Annotated in this window: 8 protein-coding genes and 1 other RNA gene; 2 read left to right on the forward strand and 7 right to left on the reverse strand. The window is 41.4% G+C overall.

Annotated elements, in window-relative coordinates; translation table 11 throughout:
* The first annotated feature begins 135 nt into the window (after positions 1-135).
* Positions 136-1,407 carry a replication-associated recombination protein A gene (locus W7W_RS0110235; RefSeq protein WP_010663676.1) on the forward strand — a complete coding sequence of 424 codons (1,272 nt, stop codon included), beginning with the start codon at positions 136-138 and terminating at the stop codon, positions 1,405-1,407.
* Positions 1,408-1,755: 348 nt separating this feature from the next.
* Entirely contained in the window at positions 1,756-2,577 is an 822-nt protein-coding gene (kdsA, locus tag W7W_RS0110240; RefSeq protein ID WP_010663677.1) for a 3-deoxy-8-phosphooctulonate synthase, read from the forward strand.
* 333 nt (positions 2,578-2,910) lie between these two features.
* Here the strand turns inward: kdsA and W7W_RS0110245 are convergent, their stop codons facing one another.
* The 7 genes from W7W_RS0110245 to W7W_RS0110270 form a co-directional block, all read right to left on the reverse strand.
* Complete coding sequence (locus W7W_RS0110245; protein WP_010663678.1) at positions 2,911-3,717, reverse strand: M48 family metallopeptidase; 807 nt, start codon at positions 3,715-3,717, stop codon at positions 2,911-2,913.
* A gap of 377 nt (positions 3,718-4,094) precedes the next feature.
* Entirely contained in the window at positions 4,095-5,405 is a 1,311-nt protein-coding gene (locus W7W_RS0110250; RefSeq protein ID WP_010663679.1) for a YihY/virulence factor BrkB family protein, read from the reverse strand.
* Positions 5,406-5,458: 53 nt separating this feature from the next.
* Positions 5,459-5,825: RNase P RNA component class A (gene rnpB, locus W7W_RS22885), an RNA gene on the reverse strand.
* A gap of 19 nt (positions 5,826-5,844) precedes the next feature.
* Complete coding sequence (locus W7W_RS0110255) at positions 5,845-6,474, reverse strand: SPOR domain-containing protein (RefSeq protein WP_025007031.1); 630 nt, start codon at positions 6,472-6,474, stop codon at positions 5,845-5,847.
* Between the two features lie 38 nt (positions 6,475-6,512).
* Entirely contained in the window at positions 6,513-8,582 is a 2,070-nt protein-coding gene (locus W7W_RS0110260) for an OmpA family protein (protein ID WP_010663681.1), read from the reverse strand.
* Positions 8,583-8,612: 30 nt separating this feature from the next.
* Entirely contained in the window at positions 8,613-9,542 is a 930-nt protein-coding gene (locus tag W7W_RS0110265; protein WP_010663682.1) for a PorP/SprF family type IX secretion system membrane protein, read from the reverse strand.
* Between the two features lie 59 nt (positions 9,543-9,601).
* The gene (locus W7W_RS0110270) at positions 9,602-17,044 is read right to left on the reverse strand and encodes a gliding motility-associated C-terminal domain-containing protein (protein WP_044084708.1); all 7,443 of its coding nucleotides are present in this window, start codon (positions 17,042-17,044) and stop codon (positions 9,602-9,604) included.
* Between the last annotated feature and the right edge of the window lie 75 nt (positions 17,045-17,119).

Consider the following 17,119-nt stretch of genomic DNA (forward strand, 5'->3'; position numbering starts at 1 on the left):
ATCTGAACTATCCTATTGGAAGTTACACTTTTTTTGATTATAAAACAACTGCCTTCTAAAGAGTAAACCTCCTTACCGAAAAAACCAATATATCCACCATTGTTTGTTAACTTTGCAAAAAAAGATACACAGTCTATGAGCGGTTATCCTCCCCTGGCAGAACGAATGCGGCCACAAAGTCTGGAACACTATATCGGGCAAAAGCACCTTGTTGGTGAAGGAGCAGTTCTTTACCAGATGGTTTCGTCCGGGCGCATTTCCAGTATAATACTGTGGGGACCTCCGGGAGTGGGTAAAACTACTCTGGCAAGGATCATTGCCAATCAACTGGAACGCCCCTTTTATACCCTTTCTGCGGTCAACTCCGGCGTTAAAGATGTGAGGGAGGCCATTGAAAAAGCCAGGAAAGCAAGATTTTTCAACTCTGCCTCTCCCATCCTATTTATTGATGAAATTCACCGGTTCAGCAAATCGCAACAAGACAGCTTATTGGGGGCAGTGGAAGAAGGGGTGGTCACTCTGGTGGGAGCAACGACCGAAAACCCATCTTTCGAAGTCATCTCTCCTCTTTTGTCCCGATGTCAGGTTTATGTTTTGAAGCCGCTGGAGAACGAGGATCTGATGGTGCTTTTCAACCGGATTTTTTCGGAAGACATAGTACTGAAACATCGCCCGGTAAAACTAAAAGAAGAAGAGGCCTTATTCCGGTTCGCAGGAGGTGATGCACGGAAATTCCTGAATATCATAGAGCTCATCACCAACGCTTTTAAAGAAGACGAAGAAATTGTTATCACTAATGAGAATGTGACCAGGCAACTTCAGCAAAACCCTGCCCAATATGATAAAAATGGAGAAATGCATTACGACATCATCTCTGCGTTTATCAAGTCCATTCGCGGAAGCGACCCCGATGCCGCGGTTTACTGGTTAGCCAGAATGGTTGAAGGAGGTGAAGACCCCAAATTCATAGCGCGCCGACTCATCATTTCTGCATCGGAGGATGTTGGTTTGGCCAATCCCAATGCATTGTTACTGGCCACAAACGCTTTTGAAGCCATAAAAATGGTGGGCTGGCCCGAAGCACGAATCATTCTTAGTGAGGTAACCATTTACCTGGCTACCAGCCCCAAAAGTAACTCAGCATATATGGCCATCAATCAGGCACAGGAAGTCGTTCGGAACACCGGCAACCTTCCTGTCCCTTTACACCTGAGAAATGCACCAACCAAACTCATGAAAAAGATGGATTACGGCAAACAATACAAATATCCGCACAGTTATGAAAACAATTTCATTGCCCAGGATTATTTACCTGATGAATTAAAAAACACCAACCTGTTTACCCCGCAAAACAATCCTCAGGAAAGCAAAATAGGAGAACGGATGAATAAGTTGTGGGGGAAATAGCTCATGGTTGTTAGCTGGTAGTGGTCTGCTGGTAGCTGGTAGATTCCACATGATCACAATGACGCTGATTAAAGTCTTTTAGCAAAGACCCGTTCATTGCGAGTGAGCACCTCAATTAAATTTTGAGGTATAATGGGAATATGACAGATCTGGGAGGTCCCTGGAAGGGGCCAATTATTTATCATCTGATTTTATGCTTATTGCATAAATCTATCATTGGTAACGTAGTGAAGCAATCTCAATTTATTAACCGGACACCAATGATTCATAAATCAGGGTAAACATATTAACGATTTTAGTTGGATGTAGTATCTTTACGAGCTAAATCAGATTGATAAAAGAAACATCATGAACATAAAAGAGATTCCCGGTATTAAACATACCGACAGCGGACAGTTTTTCCTTCTGGCAGGCCCATGTGCCATTGAGAGTGAAGAGATGGCCTTGAAAATTGCAGAGAAAGTGGTAAGGATTACAGATGACCTAAAAATCCCTTATGTATTTAAGGGATCATACCGGAAAGCCAATCGCTCACGGATAGATTCATTTACAGGCATTGGAGACAAAAAAGCATTAAAAATTCTCAGAAAGGTTTCCGAAACATTCGATATCCCCACCATTACTGACTTTCATTCTGCGGCAGAAGCTGAAATGACAGCTGAGTATGTGGATATTCTTCAGGTGCCTGCTTTTTTATGTCGGCAAACAGACATTCTGGTCGCCGCGGCCCAAACGGGCAAAGTGGTTAGTATCAAAAAAGGACAGTTTCTGGCACCTGAAGCAATGATATTTGCCATCGACAAAGTCAGAGATAGTGGAAACAAACTAGTGATGGTTACGGATCGCGGAACAACTTTCGGATACCAGGATCTCATCGTGGATTACCGGGGCATTCCCACCATGAAAAAAATGGACGTTCCGGTGGTTCTTGATATTACACATTCTCTTCAGCAACCAAACCAGTCATCGGGTGTTACCGGAGGTAAACCGGAATTGATTGAGACGATAGCCAAAGCAGGAATTGCCGTTGGAGCTGATGGTCTCTTTCTGGAAACACACTTCGATCCGGCCAATGCCAAAAGCGACGGCGCCAACATGCTCCATTTGGATCATCTGAGCTCATTACTTGAAAAACTGACAGCTATAAGATCGGTGGTTAAAGATTTTTGAATTGAGTGATCGATAAAAGAAAACTCAATGTGCATAATACATTAGGTGCGGCGGATTGGAATCCGTCACACCTGGAATCGCATGTATGCATTTGGAAATCCACGTGGCAATCAGGCAAAAGAACAGGCATCCGTCTCTACTGCCTACTAACTAGTTTCTGTCCATAAAGTACCACTTGCGTCGTTTTGCTTGCCGCCAAAATACTCATTTACGATTAGTAAACTCCGTTTTTGGCGGCTTCGCAAGCCTAGCAATTGGCACTTTCTGACCAGAAACAGCTCTAAAAACAGAATTTGCTTAGTTTATGGACAGCCACTAACTATTCTCTACGAACTAATTTTTCTTGTAATATTTCTTTGCTTCAGGTAAAAACTCCCTCAGTTTACGAATCCGGGTCTCATCCGAGGGGTGGGTACTCAGAAACTCAGGCGGTTTTTGTCCTCCCTGAGCCGACATTCGTTGCCAAAAATCAACTGCCTCCTCCGGATTGTAACCTGCCATAGCCATAAAAATAAGCCCCAACTGATCGGCCTCCGACTCATGGAGCCTGGAATAAGGCAATGAAAATGCAACCTGACTTCCTACCCCGTAGGCTGCCATAAAAATACTCTTGGTCTGTTCAGGCTTTTCATCAATTGCAATGGAGAGAACGGTTCCTCCCAGTTGAATACCCATTTGCTGACTCATTCGCTCGTTTCCGTGACGAGCAACAGCATGAGCAATTTCATGCCCCATGACCACCGCCAGACCGGTTTCGGTTTTGGTGATTGGCAAAATGCCGGAATAAACCACAACCTTACCGCCCGGCATACACCAGGCATTTGGTGTTTCATCCTCTACGAGATTAAATTCCCAGGCAAAATCTTCAATTCTGTCTTTCATGCCATGGTCAGAAAAATATTCTTCCACAGCTGCTGCAATTCTGCCTCCTACCCTTTTAACCAACTCTGTTTGGGATTTATCTTCCGAAACCCTATTGGTCTTTAAAAATTCCTCATATTGAGTTAAACTCATTGCCAGCATTTCTGATTCAGGAAGCGCATTAATCTGTTTCCTTCCGGTAATTGGGACAGTGGAACAAGAATAACCGAAAAAGGTCAAAAACACAGCAAATACGGTTATTTTGAATGTATTTTTCATTGCTAAAAAATTTAATTATTGAGGCCCAGGGGAATTCGCAGCAAAAAATTAACATATAAAGTCTTATGGTCCGGCATCCATGCTCGTTTCATCATGACTGATATGTTTTAAGGTTAAAAGTAATCTAATATAGGTCTGGCGGATTCCAATCGGCCATTTATTACAAATATTGTGCTTTCTGGTTTAAAACACAATAGGAAAAACATCTTAAACCTAACTTAGGGTTGGTAAGGAAATGAATTGACTGTTTTAACCAAGTTATTTTTTTCTTTACTGACTTGAAAATACTACGAATAGCGAGCTAATTAATGGATTTTCAAGGAAGATAAAGGGCAAAAGAACATGTTTAAGGCGTCAGGTCATTTCGGCACAATCCCTTAGTTCAGATCTTTAAGAAGAAGATTCTGAGGAGATTGTTTAAGCATCTGATCGAAAGTATCCACTTTCTCCTTGATAATGCCAACCGATTCAGAACGACCAATAATAGTTTCGGAATAACCAGTGTTCTCCAATCGTTGAAGTACGCCAACCAGATCCATCTTATTGATGTCATAAGCTGGTAAAAGAACTGTATCGTCCTTGCTGTCTCCTTCTACTTCAACCAAAATACCGGCTTCAAAAAGCTTATATACAAGATCTTTAACGAGTCGGACCGGCAAACGCAAATGCTCAGCAAGATGGCTGACAGAATGCAATTTTTCACCTCTGTCGAAAGCCTTAACTACTGTTTGAACAATTAAAAGGGAAACCAACTTATGGGTATAGTTGCTCATGTTTCGGGTATCCACCTCAAATTCAAAACTTTTTTCATTCTGAAAGGCAAAAGATAGTTCTGCACCAAAAAGGACAATCATCCAACTGGTCTGCATCCAAACAAGGAACAATGGAAGGGCGGCGAAGCTACCATAAATGGCATTGTATTTTGAAACCCCGACCTGAAAGTAGATATATCCATACTGAACACCCAGAAACAAAGAACCTGCAATGATTCCACCAAAAATTGCAGATCCCGCTGTTACCTTAGTATTGGGCATAATCATAAACAACAGCGAAAAAACCAGCCAGATCATAAGATAGGGGGCCACCCACAGCAAAAAGTTACTGGCATAACTGACCATCTCAATATCACGAAGACTGTTAGCAACAAAAACCACCAACCCGCTGGAAGTACCCAATAGCAAAATAGCAATCATCATCAACGACACATAATCACTAAACTTACGAATGAAGGCCCGTGACTTTTTTACATCCCAGATATCGTTGAAAGATTCCTCAATGCCATTCATCAATCGCATTACTGCAAAAAGAACAACCACCAAGCTGATTCCGGCAATCATTCCTCCTTTGGTATTATCCAGATACTCGAGGGCAAAATCCTGAATCCATTTCACTACCTCTTCATGGCCCACCAATCTCTTTTGTAATTCTTCTTCAAGAGCTTCTCTGAATCCAAACCCTTTGGCAATACCAAAGGCCATGGCGGCAATCGGGACAACTGAGAGTAAAGAGAAGAAAGTAAGGGCAGATGCTTTTATCTGGCATTGATCAATTATAAATCGTCGCACAGCCAGCGAAAAAATCCGCAACCCTCTGATAAACCAAAATTGACGTTTGGAAGTGTCATCTCGCTGAATACGCCAGATTTCTTCGAATAAAAAGAACTTTATTTTATTGATGAGTCCAGCCATGACCAGAAGAAAATAGAAGTTAGAGAATAGAAATTAGAGCCTAAATAAAAAGAAAAAACAGCAAGCCTGTAAGCCGGATTCTGTACCCCAAAAGGGGTCCTGTCATTGATCTAAGACAACAGTTGCCTGAAGTCTTTAGCAACCTACCCTTCGCGGCATCCACAAAGGGAACCGGAGCGAGCAGCCCCGTACCGAAGGTACCGCGATATACATGGTCTTGCAACCCACGGAGTGTACGGCTTCCAATGTTACCACCGAAACCGGTGGGCTCTTACCCCACCTTTTCACCCTTACCCTGAGGCGGTTATTTTCTGTTACACCTGCATGACCTTACGGCCATCTTCCCGTTAAGAAGCGCGGTGCTCTGTGTTGTCCGGACTTTCCTCCTGTCCGGGGACAGGCGACAGGCCGGCTTGCTGTGTTTGCAAAGGTATAAATATTATTCTATTTGATAAGGTCTGTACTTCTCAACAGGAACCAAATGTGCCTGAGGATATCCCTGAGCCTTAAGACGCGCAAGCTCCCTTGAAGCCTCCTCTCCTACATATTCTCCAACTGTATATCTGTAAATCCGATCCTTAAGATAAAATTCCATCACATTGTCAACTCCTTCAAATTCGGAAACATATACAGGATATCGGTAAGCAGCCAACTGAATAGTATAAACAGTATTGGCATCGGTTTTAACAGATGCACCACTATCTTTTCCATGAAGATTATAGTTTCTGATATCTACCACAAAACATTCTGAATAACCTGCTGCTTTCACCTTTGATATATGTGAACGCGCCTCAGCAGCAGAAGCAAAAGCCCCTACAGTATATCTGACATACCCGTCGGCACACTCATATTCCCTGGCTCTTTCTATATTTTTAAAATAAGAAGGGTCTTGAGGCGCTTTCTTAAGCGCAAGAATCTGTACCGCAAAATAGGGTGCCGAAATCTCCTCTACCGGAACAATCTTTTTGGTTGTTCTAAGCTTTGCCAATTTATCAGCACCGGCTTCAAACATCAGCGATTGCATTAAAATAATCGCACCTACAAGAGAATATCTTAGTATTTTCATCATCGCTATCAAATCTATTAATTCAGTTCAGGGTTACGCTACTATTCTAACATTTTCCATACAACAACCTCTATCCTTCTATTGGCCAGGTGCTCACTTTCGTCGCACAATTTACCGCGTTTACACTTATTTATCAAATAACGTTCTCCGTAACCGCGTGGAATTAAATTCCGGTCATCAATGCCTTTCTTCATCATTATTTGTTCAGCTTTTTCAGCCACTTTTTGCGAAGTAAGAAGGTTATTGTATTTGTTTCCACGAGCATCGGTATGAGCATTGAGCTTTACGACAGCGCGCGGATTGTTTTTCAAATAAACTGCCAACTGATCTAATACTTTCTGTCCTTCCGGGGTGATATTTTCTCCACGGTAAGGGATAACCATCGTTCCTATTTCATCCAATTCAACATCATCAAAAATCGGTGTCAATTCTATCCCGTTCCTTGCAATATCTTCCAATTCCATAATATCAACAAGCATATTACGACTGTTGTATTCATCACCTTTGGAGACAGTAATATCAAACGCTTGATTTTCCTTTCGGAATTCATCAGGAATAATCAGATGAATTTTCCCGTTTCTATCGGTTGTTCCCTTTACAACAATAGCATCAGATGCATTGTCCTTGACAACTACGAGTGCGTCAGGAATTTCAGTGCCGTTGAATGTACTGTTCACCGAGGTGCTTAAAGCATCAGGGAAAGCGGACAAATCAATTTCAGGTTCAGAAATCACCTCGACAACAGGTTCAGGTTCCGGTTCCGGTTCAGAGACCGTTTCAGCCTGATCAACAATCAATTCCGCCTCATCATAAATGATTCCACCCATAGGGACCATCTCTTCCTCAGTATCTTTACTTTCCTCTTCCTCTCCCCTGGGTTCCACATAAAAAATCGCATCTGTACCTCCATTTCCAAGTCGATTGGAAGAAAGAAATCCCTGTTGCGGATCATTAGGATCAATTACATAACCAAAATCATCTTTATTCGAGTTAAAAGGCTTCATCTGGTTCACAGGATTGGCCCAGGTTGTTCCACCCTGATGTTCGGCCTCAAATATATCTAATCCACCAAAACCAAGGTGACCGTTGCTGGCAAAATACATTTTGTAATCTTTACTCACAAAAGGAAACCGTTCATCACCAAAAGTGTTAATGGTAGCACCAAGATTTCGCACCTGTCCAAATCGACCATTGCCACGTCGTTCAGCGATATATAAATCAGTTCCACCATGTCCGCCACTCATATTAGAGGCAAAAATCAAATACTTATCATCAGGAGTAACAGCCGGATAAGCACAATCATACTTATCACTATTAATACTCAATTCCTCCTCGTTACCCCATTCACCGTTTTCAAAAGTAACCCGGAAAATCTTAATCCTACTGTCACCACCCCTGACCCGAACGCTCTTTGTATAGTACATAGTTTTTTCGTCGGAAGTAAAAGCTATGGCACCTACATGGTAGTCAAAAACAAGATTCTCGGAAAACAAACCGGCTTCCTGAATTTCTCCATCTTCAATGGGTGAATAATAGAGATTCAAAAAAGCACGACCATAGCGGTCAAGTTCATCAGCATCACCTGACGAGGAGGAATAAACAACTCCATCTTTGTAATATTGAATTCCAAAAGACTGCCCATAAGTAGCCAAATCAGACGGGTTTACATAGTAGTCTGTCCGCAAAGCTTCATTTTCAATAGCAAATTCACAAGACCGAATAAATTCCTGAATCTGAGCTGAGTTGCCAATTCCCTGATCCAAACAACGATTGTAAAGATCGATAGCCCCCTGGTAAAACCCAAAACGGTGGGTGGTTTTGGCATAGGTAAACAAATCCTGTCCCTTCAGTTGCGGTTCAAGCTCCATAAAAAGGTTAAAAGCATCATCGATGTTATTGAGCTCGAAATAGCAATTGGCAATACGGATCTGGGTCTGAACACTTAAATCTTCACCGGCATCACGCGCCTCTTCGAACAACTCAAGGGCCTTAAACCATTCACCATCTTCATAAAAACTATTACCACGCCTTACCTCACGGCTCTGGCCCTGAACTAATGCGGTCGTCAGGATAAAAAGGAATAGCAGTGAAAAAACTTTATTTAGTTTCATATGACAAAGATTTCAGTAGAGAAGGACTCATTAAAAATATCTGATGGAACGCATTCCGGGTCTTTTACTGAATGAAAAATCAAACTGAAGACTGATTTCGTGCGTACCGTAATTGTTAAACTGATTCAATTTACTGATTGGATAATCAAATGAATACCGTACAGTAAACTGGTCATTAATGATGTATTCACCTAAAAACACAACATCCGAAATAGTCCGGTAGGACAATCCCAACCATAAACGATCCATAAACATAACATTGGCAGAAATATCAAATTGCATAGGAGCACCGTACACCTGTTTCATCAATAAAGTAGGTTTTACCCTGACATCCTCCAATTCAAAGACATACCCGCCATACAAATAAGTATGCATGTTTTTGGGGTCCAACTGATTTTTAAACTTTTCGGCATCATTGTCGAACTGATTGCTGAAGAATTTGGGAATGGAAAACCCGATAAAATAGGTATCCGAATAGAAATAGGCACCGAAACCAAAATTCAGGGCAAATTTACTCTCCTTACTGTAAAAAACAGGATCGCCATATTCTTCTACGACTGCCTTGGTTCCGTCGTACACAAGAGAGCTTACTCCGGCCTGCAATCCAAAGGAAATAAACCGGTCGCGACTGTCGAGCTGAAGCTTATAAGAAACAGCTCCAAAAGCATCAAATGTGTTGCTGAAACCAATATTGTCATTTACCAATACAAGTCCTACACCTAAGTCAGTATCCTCAATAGGACCATGCACATTCAAAGCCTGGTTCATGGGGGCTCCTTCAAATCCTAACCATTGATTACGATGAATGAGCAAACCACTGATAATATCACGGGTACCATTATATGCAGGATTCAAAATCCCCTGGTTGGCAATATAATGGTTGAATTGGTATTGATCCTGTGCCCGAACGGTCAACACCGTTAACACAAGAAAAGCCAATATAAGTATTTTCTTTATCATAAGAGTCGGGTTTTGTTAAGGGATGCTCTCCTCTTACAAAAGAGCATCCCAAAATCAAATTATCGTCTTAATTCTATAAATCCGTTGTATTCTTTTTTCTTAGGTCCATCATCGGTTGAAACTGTAATGGAATAGATGTAAAAATACACTCCATTTGGCAAATCCTGACCAATTGATACCATATTACTCACATTGGCCTTTCCATCCCACCAGTCACTGTCAACACCATCATATTTTTCACCTTCTGATTCATATACCAAATTACCCCATCTGTTAAACACCATTAGTTTGGATTGTTGGCTTTCGATGTATTTATCCTCCTTACTTACCCCTCTTATGATGAAGTATTCGTTCATATTATCACCGTTAGGTGAGAAGGCATTTGGTATAAGAATATCAAGGTCGTCAGGTAATTGTTCATTACCTACAATAACAGTAACTTTACCACTACTTGGCTCCACATCACCTTTACACCGATGTTGGTCTATTGTATAAATTACAGAATCAATACCAACAAAATCAATTGGGCGCTTATACATTAAAAATGGAGAGCCTTCTGTTTGATAATTCTCCTCACCAATAAAACTAAATCTGGAATCGAAATACTTTGATTGTTCGTCAAAAGTAAACTCATAATCAGTAGTATCAAGCCTTGGATCTAAATTGATACCTCCTAATAAATCAATTTCAGCGGAAAAATCATTTTCAGACATTCGAACTACGTAATCATTGGCATCAATATCTTCATAAGGATATACATGTATTTCTTTAGGTTCACTTAAACTGCTGCTCTCAGAACATCCATCATTAGAAACTTTTATCTGATAATAACCACGAGAACGCAATTCAAATTCTAGGACACCCCCTCCAATGTTACTATCCATAAAGCTAGGCATCTTATCCTGACTATCAATCTCGTCCTCTTCATAACGCCAAAGTACATAAAGTGCATTATTCTCAGAATCCTTCACTGTAAGGGTTAATGGTTCATCTTCATAGCATTGACCACCTGAGTTTGGTTCCCCATCCTGAGAGGTTAAGATCCATTCCTTAGAATTGTCAGGGTGATTCCAGATTTTAATTGACGAACAATCCCCTTGAACAAAATTCATTATTTCAAAATCAGAGGGATCATCATTTTTGGTCGCTATTAGTCTATATTCAACCACAAACGAGGAAACACTAAGGCTGGTATCAATAACAGAACTATAATAATCTTCTTGATCGGCTAAAAACAAAACTCCCCCTCCAGGTTGCGACTCACCCACTTGATTCCATTCTCCACCTTCTAATCTACGCTCCAATTGATAAAAAACGCTGCCTTGAGATGCTTCAATTATAAAGTTTATTTTCTCCCCATAACAATAATTACATTTCTCATCATTTAAACGATAATCAATAATACTAATACTGGGTTTAAGTAATGTTACTTTGTTTTCCATCTCAATCCAGTCACATGGAGAATCTTCAAACTTTGCAAATACACTATATGTACCGTAATCATTACTAAACTGACCATCAAACGTTATGGCATCTCCATCACCGGAAATAATAGTTCTGGCATTTTCCTCATTTTCGAAATAAAGAGCATACAAAACATCTTCTTCAGAATTATCAACACTAATGGAAACAGATTCTTGTTCCAGATCCACGGTATTTTCAGGAACGGAAATAGTAAATATTTCCGGCACAGGATATTTTTCAACTGTAACAAAATCATCTATCCGAATGGAACAAGCACCTTCTTTGGCTGTAAGTGCATATACACCTGTTTCGATATTATGGAAAGTATGATCTGCATCATCAGACACTACAGCACCATGAGCAGTACCATCAGCATCAATCAGGCGATATAGTATAACCCTGTCCTGAGTGTCGGGTAATTCAATTGAAACATCTTTACCTACTTCACCCTCACAATATTGCTGAACATCATTGATAACAGGTGCAACAGGTATTTGCGGAGCGATTTCTATATCTATTCTACTAGAATAATCAGTATCACAACCCTCAACAGCAACATAATAAGAACCTGCATCCTCTATTGTCCATGTAATGGTATCCCCATCTTCAGAAAATTCAAATTCTGCTTCATAAAGTTCTTCATCACCATCCACAATATAATAGTCAAAACTAAACCCGGCCTCAATATCCGATCCAATATAATATGAGATAGTAGCAGAAGCGCCTTCTGTCGGACAAACAAGAGATGTATATTCCACATCACCTACTATGGGTTCCACACCGGCTTCAACATTCACAGTAACCGATTCACTCATACAGCCACCATTCCAGGAAGCTGAAACAGTGTATTCTTCAGTATCAAAAATATAAAGCGGAGTAACCAACTGACCACCATCAACTTCTGATTCACTTACCAATTCGTTGGTAGCATCATAAAGATGATAAGTTGCATCAGCTTCTGGAGAATTAACAACAACTTCTACAAAGGGCTCTCCACATAAAGAAAGTGTCGTTTCAGAAATATCAGGTACTTCCGGCCCTACAGGAGAATAAGATACGTCAACACTATCCTTCATACTGGAAGTACAACCTTTGTCGCTTATAGCCATAACAGAATAAGTTGTTCCAATATTGTCAACAGAATCAAAATACATGGGCTCTCCATCACCTGTACCAACCTTTTCTTCCTCCAAATGGATTCCAAATTCTGTATGCTTCTGAAGTCGGTAGATAATACCCTCCTGAGAATTTTCAATTCCAAGAACAGCACCTTCCTCATCCCCACAATACACCCCTGAACCAACCATGTTGTAGGCAATGGGAAGCGGATTGACAATCAATTCGACCCTATTAGCCATCTCAATATCACATGCCCCATCTGTACCAGAAAATGCATAAACATAATATTCTCCTTCATCAGACTCAAGATCAAAAGTAATAACACCGCCATCACCACTTCTGGTTTGCTTAATCTCATCAGCTACATCCAAGCCCTGCTCCAGGCACAATGCATATTCAACTCCTAACTCTGAATCAAGTAGTCGAAATTCAATTCCGGCTTCACCATTACAAATGTCTCCTGATGTAGGATCCAGTATTTGCGGTTTAATGGCTCCTGAAATATTCACAATAATTTCATCGGACAACCTACTTTCACAACCGGTTATCTGGTTAGTAGCAATCACCACAAATGTGGTATTACTGGCTATAATTGGATCAAATTCAATAGGATCACCTCCCGAATGAAGAGGACCACCACTATGATATTCTATTAGATTTCCACCTTCTTCAATATATAACTGATATTCTACATTTTCTTGTGGATAGTCTATAATAATAATAGCAGGTTCACTGCAATCGCTTTCGCCACCTTCTAATCTGACATCTACATCATCAGGCAACGGTTGTTCTATAACCTCAACTGAATTATCTAATTGAACAGAACATCCTGTTTCAATAATATTGGCATGAAAAACATATACTCCCTCATCCAAAACATTAAAGGTTAACTCTCCTCCATTACCAGTTTGAACTTCAGTACCAACCTCTGACGTAGTGGTATTTTCCCAATAATATTGAACTCCACTTTGAGAACTTACAATACCAATAGTGGCAATACCGTCTGTACCACATTTTTCTCCAAACAAATCAACATCAAGGCTTTGGTCAGGTAATGCATCTTCCACAACTTCAACAACATCGGTTTCAGAACTACAACCAATTCCTTCAGCAGCAGTAACCCGAACAAAGTATTCGCCAGGAACAATAATATTCTCATAAGTAATACCCGTCCCACTATTGTCACCTGTATGAGTGGAAACAACACCTTCGGGTCCGATCAATTCATACGTATAATTTTCGACCTGAACCACATCCTGGTAAATATCAACCCCTTCACCTCCTTCACAGAAATGGAAATTATTGGTATTTACATCAGTCAGGGTACCGGCATCCGGAGCTGCAACCATACCAACAGTGACATCATTGTTCATAAGATAAACACAACCACCTGCACTGGTAACAGAGACTCTGTAAACACCCTCTTCTGTGAAGTTTCCAAAAGAAATAGAATTGTCATCTCCAGTAAAAGTACCTAGTGAAAGACCATCTCTGAAAAGTTCGTATTCTATTCCGGCTTCTGATCCTGATAAGGTTAATTCCACTCCATCAGCATCCCCCTCACAATATTGTCCGTTGTTTTCTCCATTCAGATCAAAAATGGCAACTTCATCTCCTTCAATTATAAAAGAACCCAATATATCTGTGGTACATCCAAACTCATTCTGAGCAACAATGGTATATTCCCCTACATAGGAATAGGTATCATCAAATATAAACTCACTAACAACACCACTTCCACTCTTCACCTCAAGAACCTGGGTACCATTCAATATCAGGTAGTAGTCAACCGATTGCCAACCATCATATAAGCCAATGGTATAACCTGTTCCGGCATTACAATCTGTTTCAGTAAGACCTCCGGCAGCAGAATTTCCATCTACCGACATGGTAAACTGATTGGGAACAGGGTTTTCGGTAATATCAAATGGGTCACTCAACTGGTCGCCATCAGGGGTAAGAGCTGCCCAAAATGCTTTAACCCTAAATGTTGTGGGAGTACTACTTCCTCCATTATCATCCAAAACATTACTCCAGGAAACAGGATTGGTTCCATCATAAACAATCTGTGCATAGCCTGAAACGGGAGTGCCGTCATCGTACACCAACTCATAAGTAACATCCTGTTGGGGATTTGTAACATTTACGGTAGCACCGGCAGCTCCGGCACAATACTCTTCGTCTGTAACAGATACAACGGGTTCTTCAACACTGTCAAAAACAGTCATCGTTACAGTTGAACTGTTGGTACATTGGATCGCACCATGATCTTCAGTAACAAAAACTGTTACCTCGTCACCATCCTGAAGGGTTGCATCCTGGTAAACATAATCAACGTCCGGTCCCTGAACTGTAGTTCCATTTACCTGGAACTCGTACGAAGTATAACCATCAACAGCAGTAAATGTCACCTCCGTACCTTCAATAAAGAAGGCAGGATCAACATCCAACGTGGCATCAGGCAACTCATAAACAGTAACACTCATCGAGGCAACCGGACTGGTACAACCATTACCGTTGTCGTCAATGGCAACTACCTCATAAAGACCATCGTTAACCCCGTTATCACCGGTAAACTGATAGGTTGCTGTAGAGACTCCATTTATTAAGGTACCTTCGTGATACCACACATATTCATAGTCGTCTGTATTATTTCCACTCACGACACCACCGTTTCCGAATGCAGTCAAAGTAACCTGACTGCCGTCACAAACTTCAGTCACAGAGGAGGCATCAAAAGCAACACCTGGTGCAGGATCAACAGTAAGATATACGTTTTCCTGTACACTCACGCAACCATTGGCATCGGTAACAGTAACTGTATAAGTACCTTCATTGGAAGCATCAACTGTCCCAATTGTATATGTGATTTCATCCTCACCACTAAGAATTGTGGTGGCTCCACTTCCATCGTCAAACTCCCACACCACATTATAAGGTGCCAACCCATTGGTAATGTTAGCAGTAATTTCATGATTTTCCACACCTTCACAAACACTATAATCAGCTGGTAATGAAACCACAGGAAGTTCATTTACTACTACATCTGTAGTAGCAGTCGCCTGGCAACCATTGGCATTGGTAACGCGAAGGGTGTAAATACCTGCGTCGGTAGAAGCAATATCTACAAGGTCATGATCAGCATCAGGACCTGATACAATCGGTGCATCCGTACTGAGGTCAGCACCTGGCGCAAACCACTCATAAGTATCGAGACCTGCATCACCACCTTGTAAAGTAATTGTTTCACCAACACACTCAGGACCAGTATTGGCCGCAGAAGCATTAGGTAACGCATGGACAACAACGCTCTCATGAGCAGACTCTCCGGAACATCCCGCTCCGGAACTGGCCACTACATAAAATTCATCTCCATCGTTAAAACTATCTGAAGAATAGGTAAACGCTTCAGATGTATATCCATCAGGAGAAACTTTTATATGATCGGTTCCATCAAAAATGTAAAAATCATAATTGGCATACCCGGCAGGATCTGCCACAACTGAAAGATCATCTCCGGCACAAACTTCATTGTCTTCACCCGCTGGATAATCAATCGCAACTGTTGGATTGTCTATCACAGTCATGGTAATAGGATCAGAGTCATCTGAACATCCCAGCGCATTGGTTGCGGTAACATAAACCTGGTCCCCATCTTCCAAAGTACTGGTGGTCCACTCGTTACCGGCATCATGTACCATAGTGGTTGTACCCGCACTTGCATCTATAAAATAGAATTCATAACTGTCACCACCTCCGGCTTCAAAAGTGACTGAAGTGTTTTCACAAATTGTAGTAGCACCGGCAACTGGTGCAGTTACTGCGATGGTAGCGGTTACTTCTACAACGGTAACATCAATAGTCTGAGTACCAATACAATTTCCATCATCAACAGTAACTGTATAAACACCACCATCAGCTAACGCTATGGGATCAACCACCACCTGTGCTCCTGTCGGCGTATTTCCACCAGGAAGCTCCCAGGTATAGGTGTAAGTTCCAGTACCGCCACTACCCTGGGCATCTAATGTCATGGAACTGCCAAGACATACCTCAATGGCAGTTTCGGGATTGCTATTGTAAAGAATTTCAACCGATGGGTTCTCATTGACTGTCAGGGTCATGTCATCAGCTGCACTGATACACCCGTTGTCATCTTCAACAGTTACACTATAAGTGGCACCATTGTTGGCCAGTTCCACATCGGTACCTGATAAAGTTAATTGATCAGAAGCACTACTCTGGATTTGTGTGCCTCCACCATCATACCAAGTGTAGTTAACATAATTACCACTTCCTCCAGACGGTGTAGCGGTTAATGTTGCATCTTGCCCGTCACAAGTGGAAACATCGGGAAGATTAACAACCGGGAGACTATTAACAGTAAGATTTGCAATCACTTCAGTATCACAACCTGTTCCATCATTGGTTACAACAACAGAAACAGGATAAGTAGATCCTGCAGTTGGAAGTTCTGTGTCACTTAAAGTTAGAGAAATTCCATTTTCTCCGGTAAGAGGTGTACCATCCAGACTCCACTGGTAAGAATAGCCGACACCAAGATCATCAGCAGTAAATGTAACACTACCTCCTGCACATACTTCCTGATCTGCAATGGGAGAGACAACCGGATTTTCATTTACCGTAAGTTGGACAGTTTCCGTACTGCTACAATTTGTAGGGTTTGAAATATCGACAACTTCCAAAGAAACTGTATGAAGTCCAATGCCTGGAAGTGTGGTAGCATCTAAACTCAACGTGGCATTGGTCTCGCCAGTCAGAGCGGTGCCATCCACAGACCATTGATATGAGTATGTGCCTGTTCCGGTAACATTTGTGGAAAATGTTACAGCTCCATCTTCGCAGACTTCCTGATCTCCTTCAGGTATAGTTATTTCAGGTGTATCAAAAACTTCCATGGAAGTACTGACAGTTGCACTACAGTTTGTCGTATTAGCAACATCAGTCACAAGCACTGAAATGGTATGATTACC

Origin of the sequence: Marinilabilia salmonicolor JCM 21150, from assembly GCF_000259075.1 — a bacterium.
GTDB lineage: Bacteria > Bacteroidota > Bacteroidia > Bacteroidales > Marinilabiliaceae > Marinilabilia > Marinilabilia salmonicolor.